This window comes from Posidoniimonas corsicana (assembly GCF_007859765.1).
Classification (GTDB): Bacteria; Planctomycetota; Planctomycetia; order Pirellulales; family Lacipirellulaceae; genus Posidoniimonas; species Posidoniimonas corsicana.
On record NZ_SIHJ01000001.1, the window covers coordinates 3,959,311 to 3,975,034 of the forward strand.

Here is a 15,724-nt window from a genome sequence, read left to right on the forward strand (position 1 = left end):
GCGGCGTCTACGGCGCCTGCTTAGCCGCGGGCTTGAGGCTCATGTCGACCTCTTCGGTCTCGCCTTCCTTCAGCTCAAACCGCTGCTTCGCCGGCTCGCGGCCGGGCGCTGTGATCGTCAGCTCGAACGGCTCGTCGGGCAGCAGCTGGCTGGTCCGCCAACGGCCGTCCTGCTGCGGCTCCAAGCCAACATCTCCTGCGCCGCCCCCGCGGATGAAACGCGACCCCTCCGGCGACCGCAGCTCTTGGTTGTCGTACCGGATCTGCACCTCGGTATCCTTCACCAGCTTGCCGCTCTGGTCCACCGGCTTGACCAGCAGGATGGGCGCCTTGTACTTCACTACCTCGATCGGACCCAGGTCCTCGGTCAGCCGCTCGAACTTGAACTCTCGCTCCCCGCTCAATGGCGCTTCGGGGGATTGCCGGACCCGGAGAGAGTGGTGCTCGTTGGTGGTGAAGCGAAGCTCGACGTGCCACAGCCCCTTGGGCACGGCGATGTCGGTCGCGCCGTCGGAGTCCGGGTCGGGGTGCACGGCGAAGAAGCCCTGGCGGTCTTCGGTGGTGAAGCCCACCAACGAGTAGCCGTGGCCACGGGTTGGTTCGCCCTTGCTGTCGAGGTTCTGCGTACGGACGCGCACCGTCTCCGTGGCGCGCAGCTCGATCGGTTCGGCGGCGGTCTGCTCGTTCAGCTCCACCTGCTGCACCAGGAAGGTCGCCGGCAGCGGACGCTCCTCCCGCGACCGGTCGGGGTTCTCTTCCGGACGCTCCGACGGGACGATCTGGTACCCGCCGGGGGGCAGCGGCGCCATTTCGAAGACGCCCTCTTCATTGGTGAGGGCCGATCGCTCGATGGAGTCGGACACCGGCATGCGGATCGCCTTTTTGGCCGGGCCGCTGCGGAGGCTCGCGTTCACCCACACGCCCGGCAGGGGGCTGCCATCTATGTTCACCACCCTGCCCCGCATCTTTAGGCCTTTGGTAAGGGTGAACTCGCCCAGGTCGGTACGGCCGCCGGTGAGCCTAAGCGGCTTCTCGGGTTCTGAGTTTTCTTCACCGCCGTTCGGCACGAACACCGCGTACCCCTGGTTGTCGCCCTCCTTCGTCTTCCACGCATCGGGGTTCGACGCCTCGAGCAGGTGTGTCTCGGGCGCCAGATCCTGGGGGAGGAACCACAGCACCGCCGGCCCACCCAGCGCCGAGTTCAGCGCGAACCGGCCCTGATCGTCGGTCTTGGTGTCGGCAAACGAGCCGTAATCGCTGAAGTCGAGCGGGTTGGTCTTGGAATAGATCAGCACCCGCACTCCTACGGCCGGCGCGCCGTCCGGACGCAGCAGCCGGCCAGACACATGCTCGGCGGGGCGCAGCTCGATGCGGCTGAAGAAGGGCTCTTCACCCAGCTCCTCGTTCTTGCGGATCATGCTCAGCGCGTAACCCGACGGGCTCTTCCGCGCGTAGTCGGGGTGGGTCGCCTCAACCTCGATGTACAGGTACTTGTCCTTGACTCGATCCGGGGCGATGGTGAACTTGTACTTCCCGTCCTTGCCCGAGGGGTGCGTGGTTTCCCCTAATACCGGCCAGGGGTTCTGGGAAGAGGTCCTGATCCGGATCAGCACCTCGGCGCCCTCGATCGGCTCGCCAGACTCGCTGTCCACCACCACGCCCGTGTAGGTCAGGCCGGCGCCGTCCTCGACGGCGGGGTCCGCCTCCTCGGGCTTGTCCTGCGCGAGCGACGGCGGCGTCATCGTCAGCAGCGACACCCCTACCCCGACTGCAAGGCAGCCGGCAACGCTCGCGTACCGCCAGCGGGCGCTGCAGCGCGAGAGGACCGCGGCGCCCGTGTCGAGCAGTGCGGCGACCCTTCGCTGCAGCTGTGAACGGCTTTCCCACAGGCCAACCGCGCCCGCCACGCGGGGCGGGGTCGACGCGGCGCGGGCCCAGGCGACCAATTGCTCGGCGTAGGCGAAGCGGTCGCCCTCGTGCGCCGCGGCGGCGTCGGCGAGCCGCTCCTGGTCAAACCGGATCCGCCGCCGCAGCAGCCAGAACAACGGGTTCGCCCACAGCAACACCATCAGGCAACGGGTCGCGGCCAGCAGCCACAGGTCGCCGTTGCGCAGGTGCGTTAGCTCGTGCGTGAGCAGCGGGCGGAGGCTGTCAGCGGGCTCGTCCGCCAGCGAGGCCGGCAGCAGCACCGTGGGACGCAGCAGGTTGAGCGCGACCGGCGAGTCGAGCCGGCCATGCACCAGCAGTGCCGGCGCGGCGCCGCCGCCCCACAGACCCTGGACCAGCTCGGCCAGTTCCTCTCGAGCAGGCCGCGCGGCAGCGACCAGCCGGCTGGCGCCGACGCTGCCGGCCGCGAGCCACACCAGCACGCACGCGGCGCCGACGGCCGCCGCCAACAGGGCCAGCTCGGCGGTGTTCAACACTGGCAAGGCGGTGGATGGGACTTCTGCCAGCTCGGCGGTTGCGGCGTCACCTCCCCCGCCGAATGCCGGCTGCGGCAGATCAAGCGGCGCTGATTGTGCTGCCTGCTCGGCGGGCAAGCCGCTCGGGTTTACCCCGACGGGCTGCTCCTGAACGCTGCTAGCCGCGGCCACTAACGGGATGCTCGACCAGCCAGGCGTCGCGTACAGCAGGCCGGCCAGCGCGACCGCGCCGCACGTTGCCCACGCGATCGCGATGCGGTGCGCGGGCTGCCTCAGCAGCCGCATGGTCAGCAGCGCCGCGGCCAGCAGCGCCGCCGACGCGAGGTGGAAGTCGACCAGCCAGCGGACGAGAGCTTCGGACGAGATCATTTCTTGCGGCCCTTGCTTCGGGTTTGATTCTGTTTGCGGGCCGCGGCGATCATCGCCTCGAGCCCGTCCAGTTCTTCCGCGGAGAGCTTCTTGCCCTGGATGGCGTGCACCAGGTATTCGTCGACGGCGCCGTCGAAAACCCGCTCCAGAAAGTCCGTGGCGAGCCCCTGGTACGCGCGGCCCTTCTCCAGCAGCGGGCGGTAGAGGTACGCCTTGCCGTCGCGGCGGTGGGCCACCAGGCCCTTCTGCTCCATCACCTGCAGCAGGCTGAGCACGGTGGTGTAGGCGAGCTGCTCGCCCTGCTGGTTCATCTGGTCCGCTATGTCGCGGACGGGCGCCTCGCCGCTATGCCACAGCACCTTGAGGGCTTCCAGCTCACGCTGGGTGGGGCGGGAGGGCTCGGGGATTCGGTCGGCCATGCGGGGCCTCGGGTCGTCGTCGCGGGCTTTCTACGGGTCCACCCGTAGAACCGCCCCCATCCTACGGGTTGACCAGTAGATGTCAAGAAGATTCTGGCGCCTGGGCAAAACTCGTGGACGGGGAACCACCGTTGGCAAGCGTAGCCGCACCCGGAAGCCGAGAGGTGGCGCATGAAAAAAGCGTCGCGTGGCTGAAGGGGCCACGCGACGCTTGAGTCGCTTCGATTGCGTGCGGGGCTAGACCTTGAAGCCGCCCACCAGCTCGTTAATCTCGCCGGCCAGCCGGGCCAGGTTGTCACCGTAGCCCCGGGTGGTGGCGGCGCCCGACGCGGTCTGCTTCGCCGCCTGGTCGACGCCCACCACGTTCTGCGAGACCTCCTTGCTGGCGCTCGCCGAGTCGCTCACGCCCTGCGAGACGTTGGACGCGGCGCCGGTGGTTTGGCTGAGATTGTTGGCGATCTCGCGGGTGGTGGCGCTCTGCTCCTCAACGGCCGAGGCGATCGACTGCGACGCCTGTCGCATCTCGCTGATGACCTCCGAGATGCGGGCGATCGACGCCACGGCGGCGCCGCTCGACGACTGGATGTCCTTCACGCTGGCGCCGATCTCCTCGGTGGCCACGGCGGTCTGCCGGGCGAGCTCCTTGACCTCCTCGGCCACAACGACAAAGCCTTTGCCGGCCTCGCCGGCGCGGGCCGCCTCGATGGTGGCGTTGAGCGCCAGCAGGTTGGTCTGCTCGGCGATGTCGTGGATGACCTCGATGACGTGCCCGATCTTGGTGGCGGCCTCGCCGAGGGTGCCGATGGTGCCGTTGCTCTCGTCGGCCAGCTGGTTGGCGTTCGTGGCGACCGTGGAGGCCACCTCCGCGTTCTTGGCGATCTCGTCGATGCTGGCGGTCATCTCCGCGACCGCGTTGGAGATGGACGACAGGTTGGTGGTCATCTCCTCCGTGGAGCTGGCCATGTTGGCCATGGTGACCGCCATCTCTTCTGTGGCGGCGGCGACGCTGGCGCTCTTGCCGGTGGTCTCGTCGGCGCCGGCGGCCAACAGCGACGAGGTCGAGAGCAGCTCGCCCGAGGTGGCGTCCAGCGAGTGCGCGCACTGCACCACCTGGCCGATGATGCCCTGCAGCTTGTCCATGAACACGTTGAACCACTTGGCGAGCTCGCCGGTCTCGTCCTTGGACATGACCTCCAGCCGCTTGGTCAGGTCGCCCTCGCCCTGGGCGATGTCCTTGAGCGAGTCGGTCATGGCGACCAGCGGGGTCGAGATCCGCCGCGACGCGAACGAAGCGGCCGCCGCGACCACGGCGATCACCGCCACCGCGCCCAGCCCGACGCAGACCAGCATCCAGCCGAGCGCCGAGCGAGTGGTCTCGGCGGCGGCGTAGAAGTCGTCCTTGTAGGTGGTCACGCCGACCACCCAGTCCCACGGCTCGAAGTAGGTAACCGCGGCGATACGCTCGCGCGGCTCGGCGTCACCCTCGTTGCGCCACAGGTACTCGTGGACCACGGGCTCGCCCGGCTCGGCGGCCAGGGCCTTCTCGAGGATAGCCTTGATCGGCTGCTGGCCGTTGGCGTCGACGATCTCGAGGACGTTCTCGCCGTTCTGCTCGCCATCCTGCGAGACGATGTACTGCCCGCGGTGGCTGCCGCTGCCGCCGAGCACGAACACATAGCCGGACTTGCCGAACTGCAGGCCCTGCAGTCGCTGGGCCAGTTCGGCGGCCTCTTCCTGCAGCATGCCGACGTACACGGCGCCGACCACCCGGCCTTCGGCGTCGACGACCGGCTCGTAGGCGGTGGCGTACCACTTGTTGACAACGAACGCGCGGCCGTAGTAGGTCTCGCCGCTCAGCAGGGTCGACACCACCGCGTTGGGCTGGCCGTCGGGGTTGGTCGCCGGGATGTAGGTGCCGATTGCGCGGGCGCCGTCGGTCTTCTCAACCGTCGTGGCGACGCGCAGCATGTCGCCGGCGTCGTTCATGCGTTGGAACACGGTGCACGTGCCGTACGACCAGTCGGCCACGTCGTCGATGAACGGCGCGGGCGTGGCGGGGTCGGCGTTCTGGCCCAGCCACTCGCCGTTGATGCTGACCCGCGGCAGGTCGACGCTGGCCACGTCGCCGGTGAACTGATTCTTGGCGTCCCAGGCGACCGTGTCCTCTTCAAACACGACCCCGCCCTTCTCCTTCAGCAGCGAGCTGGTGAACCGGATCGCGGAGTTGAGCTGCTGCGTGGTGAGCGCCTGCTGCACCGACAGCATCTCGAAGACGTCGTGCGTGGTGGCCTCGCACTGCGAATGGGCCGTGCGGTCGGCCTCGTCCAGGACCATGCCGTCCAGGTAGGTCCGCCCAACCGAGACGATCCCCACAATCACCGCCGCGCAGGCCACGGTGCCCAGCAGGCTCACCAACAGAATCTTCTTACCGATGCTCATCGTCTCTGGCTCTCTGTCGTTGTCGAAAGGGTTGGTCGGTCCCGGGGAAGGAAGGACTGGGGGGATCGCCTGGTTGGTGGGAGGCGCGTCGCCACACGGGTTTCCACACGCGCGACTGCGGCGGCATAGCAATGTAGGTCGCCGGCTGCGTAGTTTCCGCGGGTGCCACCGCCGGGGCGTGCAAGACCGGATAAGCGAACCACGCCGCCGCTCCGGATGCGCCGGTCGTACGCAGGGCGACGGCCGCCGCGGCGCCCGCCTGCGGCGGCCAACCAGCGGCTGGGGCGCCGCGAAATCGCCCCGGTCCGTTTTCAAGCGGGCCGCCGCCGCGCATACTGGGGGGAATTCGATACGACATCGGAGGCGGCCTGGACCCCGCCCCAAGGCATCCAGGGAGCGATTCGATGCGCAGTCTGATACTGGGCGTAGCCCTTCTAGGTCCACTCCTCGCGGCCACAGCCGCCCCGGCGATCGACGTTGTCGACGCGGTCCGCTACCGAACCGAGGCGCCGCCGCAGGGCTGGCAGGAGCCCGGGTTCAACGACTCCGACTGGCAAGAGGGGCACGGCGGGCTGGGCAGCTTCGGCGTGCCCGGCGGCCGCGTCAGCACCGAGTGGCTCTCGCCGGAGGTCTGGGTCCGCAAACGGGTAGAACTGGACGCCGTTCCGGCCAAGCCGGCGCTGCTGATGCACCACGACGAAGACGCCGTGGTCTACATCAACGGCAAGCAGGTCGCCGAGCTCCCGCAGCACACCAGCGAGTACTTCGTGCACCCGCTCGGCCCCGACGCCGCGGCCTCCATCCGCCAGGGCACGAACCTGATCGCCGTGCACTGCCGCAACACGATTGGCGCCCAGTACATCGACGTGCACCTGGTGAGCGCCGACAACGTTCCCCAGCTCCCGCCCGCGAAGCGGCAGGAACGGCCGAAGGAGTCTCACCTCATCACTAAGTGGGGCGAGCAGGTCACCGCCGACAACGCCTGGACCGAGTACCCCCGCCCGCAACTCCAGCGGGACGCGTGGCAGAACCTCAACGGCGAGTGGGACTACGCGGTCACGCCAATCGATCAGCGCTCGGCGCCTCACCAGTGGGACGGGCAGATCCTCGTGCCGTTCTGCCTGGAGTCGAAGCTCGGCGGCGTCCAGAAGCTGCTGCACGACGACCAGGCGTTGTGGTACCGCCGCTCGTTCCGGCCGGCCGGCGAAGGGGAGCGCACGCTGCTCAACTTCGAGGCGGTCGACTACCGGTGCGAGGTGTTCGTGAACGGACGGAGCGTCGGCGGACACCAGGGCGGCAACCTGCCGTTCACCCTCGACGTGACCGAGGCGGTCACCGACGGGCGGAACGACTTGGTGGTGCGTGTGGAGGACGCCACCGAGGAGTTCCAGCTCCGCGGCAAGCAGGTCCGCCAGCCCAACGGCATCTGGTACACCCGCGTGTCGGGCATCTGGCAGACGGTCTGGCTGGAACGCGTGGGCGACGCCTACCTCTCAGACCTGACGCTCGGCTCTGACGCCCAGGCCGGCACGATCACCTGCGTGGCGGACGTGGCCGGTGGCCCCGCGGCGTCGGTCACGATTGTCGTGCGGGACGGCGAAGAGCGGGTCGCCGAGGCCGAAGGCAAGCCGGGCGAGCAGCTTACCCTTACGGTCCCGGACGCCAAGCTGTGGTCGCCCGACTCGCCCCACCTGTACGACCTGGAGGTGACGCTCACCTCAGCCGACGGCGAGACCGTCGATACCGTGCGGTCCTACGCCGGCATCCGCACCGTCGGAAAACGCCGCGACGCCGACGGCAACTGGCGTTTCACGCTCAACGGCCAGGAGATCTTCCACTGGGGCCCGCTCGACCAGGGCTGGTGGCCCGACGGACTGCTCACGCCGCCCTCGGACGAGGCCATGGTGTGGGACGTCGAGTACCTCAAGGAGGCCGGCTTCAACATGATCCGCAAGCACATCAAGGTCGAGCCGCGGCGGTACTACTACCACTGCGACCGGCTCGGCATGATGGTCTGGCAGGACCAGGTGAGCGGCGGGCCCTCGCCGCAGTGGACGCGCATGCGTCCCAACCCCAACGACGCCCAGTGGCCCGACGAGCACCACGAGCAGTGGCTGCGCGAGCTGGACGGCATGATCAACGCGTTGGAGAGCCACCCGTCGATCGTGGTCTGGGTCCCGTTCAACGAGGCCTGGGGCCAGCACCGCACGGTCGAGGTCGGCGAGTGGAACAGCCGGCGCGACCCGTCGCGGCTGGTCAACATCGCCAGCGGCGGCAACTTCTGGCCCGCCGGCGACATCGCCGACCACCACAGCTACCCCGACCCGGGATTCCCGATGCGGCAGCGGCGGTTCAACGACTACGTAAAGGTCGTCGGCGAGTTCGGCGGCCACGGCTGGCTGGTCGACGGCCACGCCTGGGACCAGTCGCGCCGCAACTGGGGCTACGGCGGCCTGCCCAAGGACCTGGCCGAGTACAAGCAGCGCTACGTGCGTTCGCTCGACAAGCTCAAGGAGCTGAAGTCCCGCGGCATCGCCGGCGCGGTCTACACCCAGACTACCGACGTGGAGAACGAGATCAACGGCCTGGTGACCTACGACCGCCGCGAGATCAAGCTCCCCGCGTCCGAGCTGGCCGAGCTGCACGCCGAGTTGCTGAAAGACGACAACTAGCGGCAACGCCGGCTACAGCAACGGTCGCTGCTCAGCGAACGCTGGGCGGAACGGCGGTCGATGGGCGTCGCGTTCGCCGGGCCCACTCGCCGGCGCTTCGTCCGCCGCCGGACTGCGCGGGGCGCCGGCGGCTTCGCCCGCTGCGTGTCGAGCCGGTGCGTCGACCAGCGACAGCAACCGATCGGCGCCGACACGCGACGCTAGCACGGCCGTGTCGAGTGGCTCCTCAGTTGCATCGGTCTCCCCAGCCGGCTCACGCCACAAGGCCAGGGCCGCGTCGGCGGCTGCGGGGCCACCTACGGTATCGCCAGGCTCAGCAACTGGCAGGTCGTACCGCAGCCCGAAGTGGCTTCGCCAGACGCGGTAATCGTTTTGGTCGACGCGGCCATCGCCGTCGCCGTCGGCGCCGGTTAGACGTGAAACGGTGAGGCCTGACTGGTCTCGCCACACGGTGTAGTCCGCGGCGTCGACGACGCCATCGCGATTGTAATCGCCCGGCGCCGCGGTGACGGCGCCCTGGGCCTCGTAGGCGCCAATGTCGACTTCTCTCCCTCTGCCGCGTCCGAAGGGGCTGCCCCGCTGGTCGCGATCCACCGTTCCCCACGCCCCCCAGTACTCCCCGCCGGCGTCGATCGCGGGACTCCCCGGAAGCAATGCGTGCGTCAGCGCGGGACCGCCGTTGTACGCCAACGGCCCTAGGAGAGGGTCGCCCGTTATTGTGTCGGGCAGCCCGTCGGTGCCGTCTTCGACAAGGTTCCGCCGTCCGGTCACGGCGCCCACACCGCCCATGTCGCGCCCAGGACTCCCGTCCATCTTAGAGCCATGGATCGAGTTTGCGATGATCGTGCCATACATGGCTAACGGTCCGTCGTTGGCGACCGCTCCAACAACGGGCGAGTCAGGCGCCTCTGTCAACCGGTTCGCAGAAAACGTGCAGTTGGCAATCGTCACGTCGCTGAAGTAGTTCGAGATCAGAGCGCCGCCGTTGATTCGTGCCACGTTCGCGGTGAACGTGCTGTTGGTGATACGCGTTATCCCCGTGTCGAACAGCACGCCCCCCTGATACCCCGCCTCGTTGTTAGAGAAGGTGCTGGCGTCAATATCAAGGGAAGACTTCCCACGCGGTTCGGTCGTTCGAACCTCCGTGGTGTAGATTACGCCCCCCCGCCACTCCGCCGAGTTCCGCGAGAAGGTGCTGCTCTTTATCGTAACGGACGTGTTTTCCCCGTTGAGGATTGCCCCTCCGACATAGGCAGAGTTCTCGATAAAGGAGCTGTGTTCAACGACAAGGGTCGAACCGGTGTCGTTAAAGATGGCGCCTCCCCCATGATCTCTCCCGAAAGAATCACGCCCGATATACTCGTTTCCTTCGAACCGGGAGTTTTGGACAACGAGCGTAGCGCCAGTGTCATTGAACGCCCCACCTCCTCCCGGCGCCCCACTCGAGAATCGGGCTAAAGATGCGCCGATGCAGTTGGTCACTAGGCTACGATCCAACAGAGCACTGGCTCCATTACCGTTGTAGATACCATGGCCCCGAATCGAATCGATCTCGCAATCAACAATGCTCGCGATCCCTTCGTTGTGAACGCCGAATCCGCCATACACTCCACGGATTTCTCCGCCCCTGATCTGGGACGAGACGAGCTGGATTACCCCATTGTTGCTAACCGCGGTGAGCAAAACCTGCGAGAACTCACAACCGAACACGTGCGCATATCCCAAGTTCGTAACCGCGCCACCTTCTCGCCACACACCGCCGCTGTTTGAAATGTGGACCTCCGAGATCGTTAGACTCTCGTGGTTCTGAATCGCGATATATCCCCAAGTGAGCGTTAACCCCGATATTGATGCAACGAACGCGGAGTCTTCGACTCCGTCGTCGAAGAGGAAGTGGCGAGTCTTGCTATCCTGGCCCCGGGCGTTACTTGCATCGATCGTCAGCAGCTCAGCCCCCGGCCCCGCAATCGCCACCGAATCGGTGATCGTGGGCAGCTGACTCTCCAGCGCAATTGTGCCGGCCACGGCAAACGTGATCTGGTCCGGGCCGGGCGTGGCGTTTGCCTGCTCGATGGCGTCGCGGAGGCTGCCGGGGCCGGCGTCGTTGAGGTTGTCCACCGAGAACGCGGCCAGTACCCGGCGGTCCTCAAGCCGTTCGATCCGCAACGAACGGCGGGTCGTGGCGGGGGCGGAAGAGTTCGGGGCGCGGCCCCGGCCGTTAGTATCTGGTCGCATGGGTGTGCGGCGTTTCGTTCCACAAACCGCGGTCGGGCCCCTGACCGGCGGCGGCTCTTCCACAGCCTAACCGCTCCTTGCGGAAAAAGGCAAGCATTCGGTCCTGCTATTCGTTCGCTGCTCAGGCCCGCTGCGTCGCCTTCTTGCTGACCGGGCCGTGGACGGTGGCCTGGCGGGGTTCGGGCTGGCCCGCCGGATCGCCCTCCTCCTGCACGGCGCGGCGGATCGCCTCGATGTACTCGCCCATGTTGTGGTCGGAGAACTGGTCGATACGGAACCGACGCAGCGACCGCATGAAGCCCCAGAAGCGATCGCGGGCACGCATCAGGCCGTCGACGGCGCTGATCCTGCCGTTGCGGTTGAGGTAGACCTCAACGCCGGCGTGGCGGTAGCCGAGCCAGGTGGGCGGCACGCGGGGCACGATGTCGTTGTTGTTGACCCAGCGGAAGTAGTTGAGCTTCACGTGGTTCACGTAGCGGCGGTTGCCCACCCGCGGCGCGCCGAAGGTGAACAGCCCGGCCGGGTTGGCTGGGATCTGCGAGATCTTGCAGCGGCCGGCGCAGATGGCGGTCATCGCGCCGCCGAGCGAGTGGCCCGTGAACCACAGGGTCCGCTCGTTGCTCTGCAGCGCCTTCTCGAGCCGCGGCCAGAGGTCGTCCACCTCGCGTTTGAAGCCCCGGTGCACGCGGCCCACGGTCTCCGCGACGTCGGTAACCGCGTCCAGGTCGGCGCGGATGTCGTTCCACTCGTGCGGCTCGGTGCCGCGGCACGTCACGACGCAGTCCGAGTCGTTCCCGAACACGTACGCCTGGGCGCCGTCGCGGTCGTAGTAGCGGGTCTCGGGCAGGCCGATCTCGTTGGCCAGCCTCCCGGCCTCGCCCCGCGAGAAGTAGGACAGCCGCGACAGCTCGGCGAACAGCAGCGACTGCTGCAGGAACGTCAGCTCGCTGATCGGCTGGTCAACCCGCGAGTAGATCGGGATCTCGACCGTGGGCTCGGCGGTCGATTTGGCGGTCGGCTCGTCGGCGTGCGGGTCGCTCATCTTGGCGGCTCGTAGGCTTGGGTTGGCGGCCCGTAGTCTAGCGGCCGCCGGGCGGGCCCTCAAGCAAGCGGCGACGCTGGCGCCTACTCCTGGCTGAGCCGCTTGACCGCCTCGCCGCCCAGCAGGTCTTCGGCCTCACGCAGCCAACCCACTATCTTGTCGGCGTGAGGCGACTTCTTGAACGCCTTGGCGAGCTGCTCGTCGTCGAGGGTGTCGAGGTGCGCGGCGGACAGGCCGGGGAACCAATGCCCCCCGCGGCCGAGCAGGTTGTAGCGCATCTTGCCGTACTCGACCATGTCGAACGCCAACGCCAGGTTGCGGAGCCACAGCACCATGGGGGCGTTCATGTAGCCCGGCGCGTCCTGGTCCCAGGCGGGGATTTCCTTGGTGAGCGACTGCGTGAGCACCGCGTCGGCCTTGAAGCCGGTCGCGTCAAACAGCGCCCGCTCCAGCTTCTCGACAATCGGCGCCACCAGCTCGTCCGCCTTGGGGACTAACTCCATCGCCGAGAGCTGCAGGTCGAAGTCGCTGGGACGCGCGGCGCCCAGGCTCAGCGTGTGCACCTCGGGCCGCCGCAGGCAGAACAGGGTGTTGAACACGATCGGGTGCAGCGGCTGGCACAGCTCCACCAGCTTGTCAGACGGCTTGTACAGCAGCCCGCCCTTGTCGTTGGGCGAGATGATGAACACGCCCATGTCGCGGGCGGTGGCGGCCTGGACCGCGGGCCAGTTCCATTGGCTGATGTAGTACCAGTGCAGGTTGACGTAGTCGAACCCGCCGCAGGCGTCGGTGTTGATGGTGTCGAGAATCTGCGGCAGCAGGCCGTGCGTCGAGAACCCGACGTGCCGCACCTTGCCCTCCGCCTGCAGCTGCCGCGCGACCTCCAGGCAGCCGCCGGGCCGCACGGCGTGCCAGTGCAGTTTGTAGTTGTTGATGCCGTGCAGCCCGAGCAGGTCGACGCAGTCCAGGTTCAGCCGTTCGAGCGACTCCAGGCAGTGCTTTCGGAAAACCTCAGGGTCGGCCTCCGGTGCGATCTTCGTCTGCACGATGATCTCGTCCCGCGGCAGCTTGGGCAGCACCAGGCCCAGCTGCCGCTCGCTGGTGCCGTAGCCGCGGGCGGTCTCGATGTGGTTGACGCCCAGCTCCACCGCGCGGCGGATGGTCGCCTCGAGGTTGCGCTGGTTCTCGTCCTCCACGACGTCCAAGAGGGCGTCGTCCCAGGTCTGCTGGTAGCGCATCCCGCCGCAGCTGATGACGGGCATGTTCAGTTCGGTGCGGCCGAAGCTTCGGTAGATCATGCCCGCCGTTGTATGCGGAATTCGCCGGAAGGGCAACGCGCCGGGCGCGACGGCCCTACCCGCAGCGGTCAGCAGCGGGAATACCCGCCCAGCCCGCGGCCGAATCGCTGATTGTCTCATCTGCTCGCACTCATCTCGGCGGGCCGCTTATCTTCTGGAGGACGACTCGATGCACGGCGAATCTTCGCGGTGGGCGCGACGACTGTACCCCAGCAATCCGACCTATCTCATCAGCGCGGTGCTGGTGCTCTACGGGCTGCACGTGGCGTTTGGCGGCGGGCGGCTTGTGGGCGACGGGACGCTGCTGACATCGCTGTTCTGTGGCTACACGCTGGCGCTCGCCGGCGTGGGCGTGCTGGTGATCCGGCTCGGTCGGTTGTGGGAGGACGCCCGCACCGTGCTGCTGGTGCTGCTGTTGATGTTCACCGCGTTGTCGACGGTGTTCGACCTGCTCTGCCTGCGCGACACGCGGGCCGGGTCGATCAACCTGGGCGTGGGATTCGTGTTCTCTGTGGTGGTTTCGGAATGGGTGCTGCGAGCGCTGCGGCTCGGCCTGCCGCTGGCGTACCGGGCGCCGTACTACTTGCAGCTGGCAGTGCTGTTCGCGTTCCCGCCGCTGCTCGGCTGGCACTCGCTGAACGACCGCTCGATCGCGATGTGCCAGGGCGTGCTCGGGTTCGCGGCGGCGGCGGGCGCGGCGCAGCTCTGCCTGGTGGGCGCCGCGTTGCGGGGAACAGACAAGCTGGCGCCACGCAGCGCACGCTGGGTGTGGCCCTACTACCCGTGGTCGATCTTTGTGGTCCTCGGCGCGGCGATGGCGGTCCGCACCTGGACGCTGTGCGTGTCGTTCTCGCCGGCCAAGGGGGACGCGTCGGCGTTTGTGCCGGCGCTGCTCGGGCCGATGGTCTTCGCCTCGGCGGTGGTCGTGCTGCTCTTGGGGGTGAGACGCCGGTCCGTCGCAGCGCAGCGGTGCGCCATGCTGGCCGCCGCCCTCCTGCCGATGCTCGCCGAGCCGTTCTTCACGCCTAACCGCGCGCAGGCGCTGCTGTTAGGCGTGGCTCACGACTTGGTCGGCAGCCCGTTGTTTGCAGCGGCGGTCGCCGCCTGCGTGCTGGCTGGGCTGGGGCTGCTGCTCCGCGCCGCGTGGTCCGAGCCGTCGCTGGCCGTGAGCGTCGCGTTGCTGCTCTCACTATCGCCCAGCTCGGAATCGCTCCGCGACGCTTACCCACTCTCGCAGAGTGCGACGGCCGTGCTGGTCGGCTGGATTGCGGTGCGGGCGGCGCTCAGTCGGTGGTTCCTGCAGGTCGGGTTGGGCGCTGTCGCGGCGTTGGGCCTGTCAAACTTCGCTCAATCGCAACAAGCCGTCTGGCAGCTGTCGCCGCTCGAGCAAACGACCCTGGCGGTGGTGTGGCTGCTGCTGACGCCGCTGGTCTGCCGTGACCGCTGGTCGGCGCTGCTTCGAGAAACCGCGCCCGCGTGGATCCTGGCCGCGTGCGCCGCTACGCTGCTGGTGTTGCCGCCGGTGGCCCACGGCAACCCGGCCACGCCGGCCGCCGGGGCGAGCGCCGTGGCGCTGATCGGGCTGGCGTACCTGCATGCCACCGGAAACCGCTGGTGCCTAGCCGCGGCCGCGGTTAGCGGCGCCGCCGCGGCCTGCGCGTGGCTGCTGCTGGCGGTCGGCGGGATCGAGAACGCGTCGCTCCGCAGCGGGCTGCGGATCTACGCCCTGGGCTTCGCTGCGCTCGGCGGTGGGCTGCTGGTGAGCCTCGCCAAGGCGGGCTACGCGTGGCGGGCGCTGGAGTGGCTTGAGGCCCAACCCGCAACAGCAACGGCCACGGCAGGCAGCGGTGACGAGGAGGAGTAGCCGGTCCGTCGCGGCCTACTCCGGCGTGATGGTCACGAGGTACAGCAGCCGCAGGCCGGCGGAGCCGCCGCCGGTGCTGTACAGAGCCGCGTCGCCGTCGGCAAGGGCGAGCACCGTTTGAAACGTACTGGAAGTAACCGTAAACGGTGTGCCGGTTGCGTCGACCTTCGGTTCGTCTTGGGCGCCTCCGCCGGCCTCTGCCGGCACAAGCCGCGAGTCCTCGACGAGAAGCTCAGCGACAATACCGCCGGTGACCTGCCGCAGTCGCATCCGCACGACGCAGCCCATGGACTCGTAGGAGTAGTTCTTCGTGACAAGCCCATCGCGACCGGTCGCCCTGCCCTTTTCTACCGCGACCCGCGCACCAGATTCCATTTGGACCTCCTGCTCGGCGAGCAGACCGCACTGCATCCGCACCGGCTGGGAGATCACACCCGCGTCCGCCAGCGACTTCACAAGCGTGTCGCACTCGTCACGCGGCAGGTGGAGCGGGAGCGGTGCGTCGACCTTCTGCTTGACGAGGGCGTCGAATTGATCCTTGGCTTCGCCACCGATCTCCCAGACCGTGACGCCGATATTGTAGACTGGCGATAGCGAGTGGTCGGCAGGTTCTCCGTCAAGGATCTTGACCACTTCGGCTAGGCGATCCAGGGTCCGCGCTCCGCCGAACGCCACGAGCTGGTTGCTGCGAGAGTCGTCCGCCAGTCTGATCCCGTCGTGTTCGAACAGGGACTCAAGGGTCGGCTTCAACATCCCCGAATGCACATGCTGCAGCGCGAACACCCGGACCTCCTCGGCCTGCTGAGACGACTGCTGTTCCTCCAAATCGGCTGCCGCTGCATCCAATGCCACGGCCCAGTGGCTCAATGCCAGCACGCCTACCAAGCAAACCGTGACTCGTGTCCGCGTACGCATAGCGATCCTCCCTAGAACCGGGGATTCGTGATCGGAACCGATCGACCTG

At 67.8% G+C, this 15,724-nt stretch carries 9 protein-coding genes; 2 read left to right on the forward strand and 7 right to left on the reverse strand.

Going from position 1 to position 15,724, the window contains the following annotated elements:
- Window positions 1-7: 7 nt before the first annotated feature.
- The 3 genes from KOR34_RS15250 to KOR34_RS15260 all read right to left on the reverse strand — a co-directional run bounded on the left by KOR34_RS15250 (window position 8) and on the right by KOR34_RS15260 (window position 5,649).
- A complete protein-coding gene (locus KOR34_RS15250; protein ID WP_146565424.1) occupies window positions 8-2,791 on the reverse strand; it encodes a M56 family metallopeptidase in 2,784 nt (927 codons plus the stop codon).
- Window positions 2,788-3,210: a BlaI/MecI/CopY family transcriptional regulator gene (locus tag KOR34_RS15255; RefSeq protein WP_146565426.1), complete on the reverse strand. Its 423-nt coding sequence runs from the start codon at window positions 3,208-3,210 to the stop codon at window positions 2,788-2,790. The genes KOR34_RS15250 and KOR34_RS15255 overlap by 4 nt, the downstream gene beginning before the upstream one ends.
- Before the next feature lie 237 nt (window positions 3,211-3,447).
- The gene (locus KOR34_RS15260) at window positions 3,448-5,649 is read right to left on the reverse strand and encodes a methyl-accepting chemotaxis protein (protein WP_146565427.1); all 2,202 of its coding nucleotides are present in this window, start codon (window positions 5,647-5,649) and stop codon (window positions 3,448-3,450) included.
- Window positions 5,650-6,053: 404 nt separating this feature from the next.
- Here KOR34_RS15260 and KOR34_RS15265 point away from each other — a divergent pair, with 404 nt between their 5' ends.
- Window positions 6,054-8,321: a glycoside hydrolase family 2 protein gene (locus tag KOR34_RS15265; protein ID WP_146565429.1), complete on the forward strand. Its 2,268-nt coding sequence runs from the start codon at window positions 6,054-6,056 to the stop codon at window positions 8,319-8,321.
- 12 nt (window positions 8,322-8,333) lie between these two features.
- Here the strand turns inward: KOR34_RS15265 and KOR34_RS15270 are convergent, their stop codons facing one another.
- From KOR34_RS15270 to KOR34_RS15280, 3 genes are all read right to left on the reverse strand, one after another.
- Entirely contained in the window at window positions 8,334-10,346 is a 2,013-nt protein-coding gene (locus tag KOR34_RS15270) for a choice-of-anchor Q domain-containing protein (protein ID WP_146565431.1), read from the reverse strand.
- A gap of 331 nt (window positions 10,347-10,677) precedes the next feature.
- Window positions 10,678-11,598 carry a lipase family protein gene (locus KOR34_RS15275; RefSeq protein ID WP_146565433.1) on the reverse strand — a complete coding sequence of 307 codons (921 nt, stop codon included), beginning with the start codon at window positions 11,596-11,598 and terminating at the stop codon, window positions 10,678-10,680.
- 83 nt (window positions 11,599-11,681) lie between these two features.
- Window positions 11,682-12,896, reverse strand: coding sequence for an aldo/keto reductase (locus KOR34_RS15280; protein WP_146565435.1), 1,215 nt, complete (start codon window positions 12,894-12,896; stop codon window positions 11,682-11,684).
- A gap of 169 nt (window positions 12,897-13,065) precedes the next feature.
- Between KOR34_RS15280 and KOR34_RS15285 the strand changes: the two genes are divergently transcribed.
- Window positions 13,066-14,760, forward strand: a complete 1,695-nt coding sequence (locus KOR34_RS15285; RefSeq protein ID WP_146565437.1) for a hypothetical protein — start codon at window positions 13,066-13,068, stop codon at window positions 14,758-14,760.
- A 15-nt stretch (window positions 14,761-14,775) separates the two neighbouring features.
- Here the strand turns inward: KOR34_RS15285 and KOR34_RS15290 are convergent, their stop codons facing one another.
- On the reverse strand, window positions 14,776-15,675 hold the full coding sequence (locus tag KOR34_RS15290) for a hypothetical protein (protein ID WP_146565439.1): 900 nt from the start codon (window positions 15,673-15,675) through the stop codon (window positions 14,776-14,778).
- Window positions 15,676-15,724: the final 49 nt, after the last annotated feature.

Bases quoted from the DNA above. Each gene is read 5' to 3' on its own strand.
- KOR34_RS15250 (WP_146565424.1), bottom strand. From the start codon at position 2,791: ATGATCTCGTCCGAAGCTCTCGTCCGCTGGCTGGTCGACTTCCACCTC.
- KOR34_RS15255 (WP_146565426.1), bottom strand. From the start codon at position 3,210: ATGGCCGACCGAATCCCCGAGCCCTCCCGCCCCACCCAGCGTGAGCTG.
- KOR34_RS15260 (WP_146565427.1), bottom strand. From the start codon at position 5,649: ATGAGCATCGGTAAGAAGATTCTGTTGGTGAGCCTGCTGGGCACCGTG.
- KOR34_RS15265 (WP_146565429.1), top strand. From the start codon at position 6,054: ATGCGCAGTCTGATACTGGGCGTAGCCCTTCTAGGTCCACTCCTCGCG.
- KOR34_RS15275 (WP_146565433.1), bottom strand. From the start codon at position 11,598: ATGAGCGACCCGCACGCCGACGAGCCGACCGCCAAATCGACCGCCGAG.
- KOR34_RS15280 (WP_146565435.1), bottom strand. From the start codon at position 12,896: ATGATCTACCGAAGCTTCGGCCGCACCGAACTGAACATGCCCGTCATC.
- KOR34_RS15285 (WP_146565437.1), top strand. From the start codon at position 13,066: ATGCACGGCGAATCTTCGCGGTGGGCGCGACGACTGTACCCCAGCAAT.
- KOR34_RS15290 (WP_146565439.1), bottom strand. From the start codon at position 15,675: ATGCGTACGCGGACACGAGTCACGGTTTGCTTGGTAGGCGTGCTGGCA.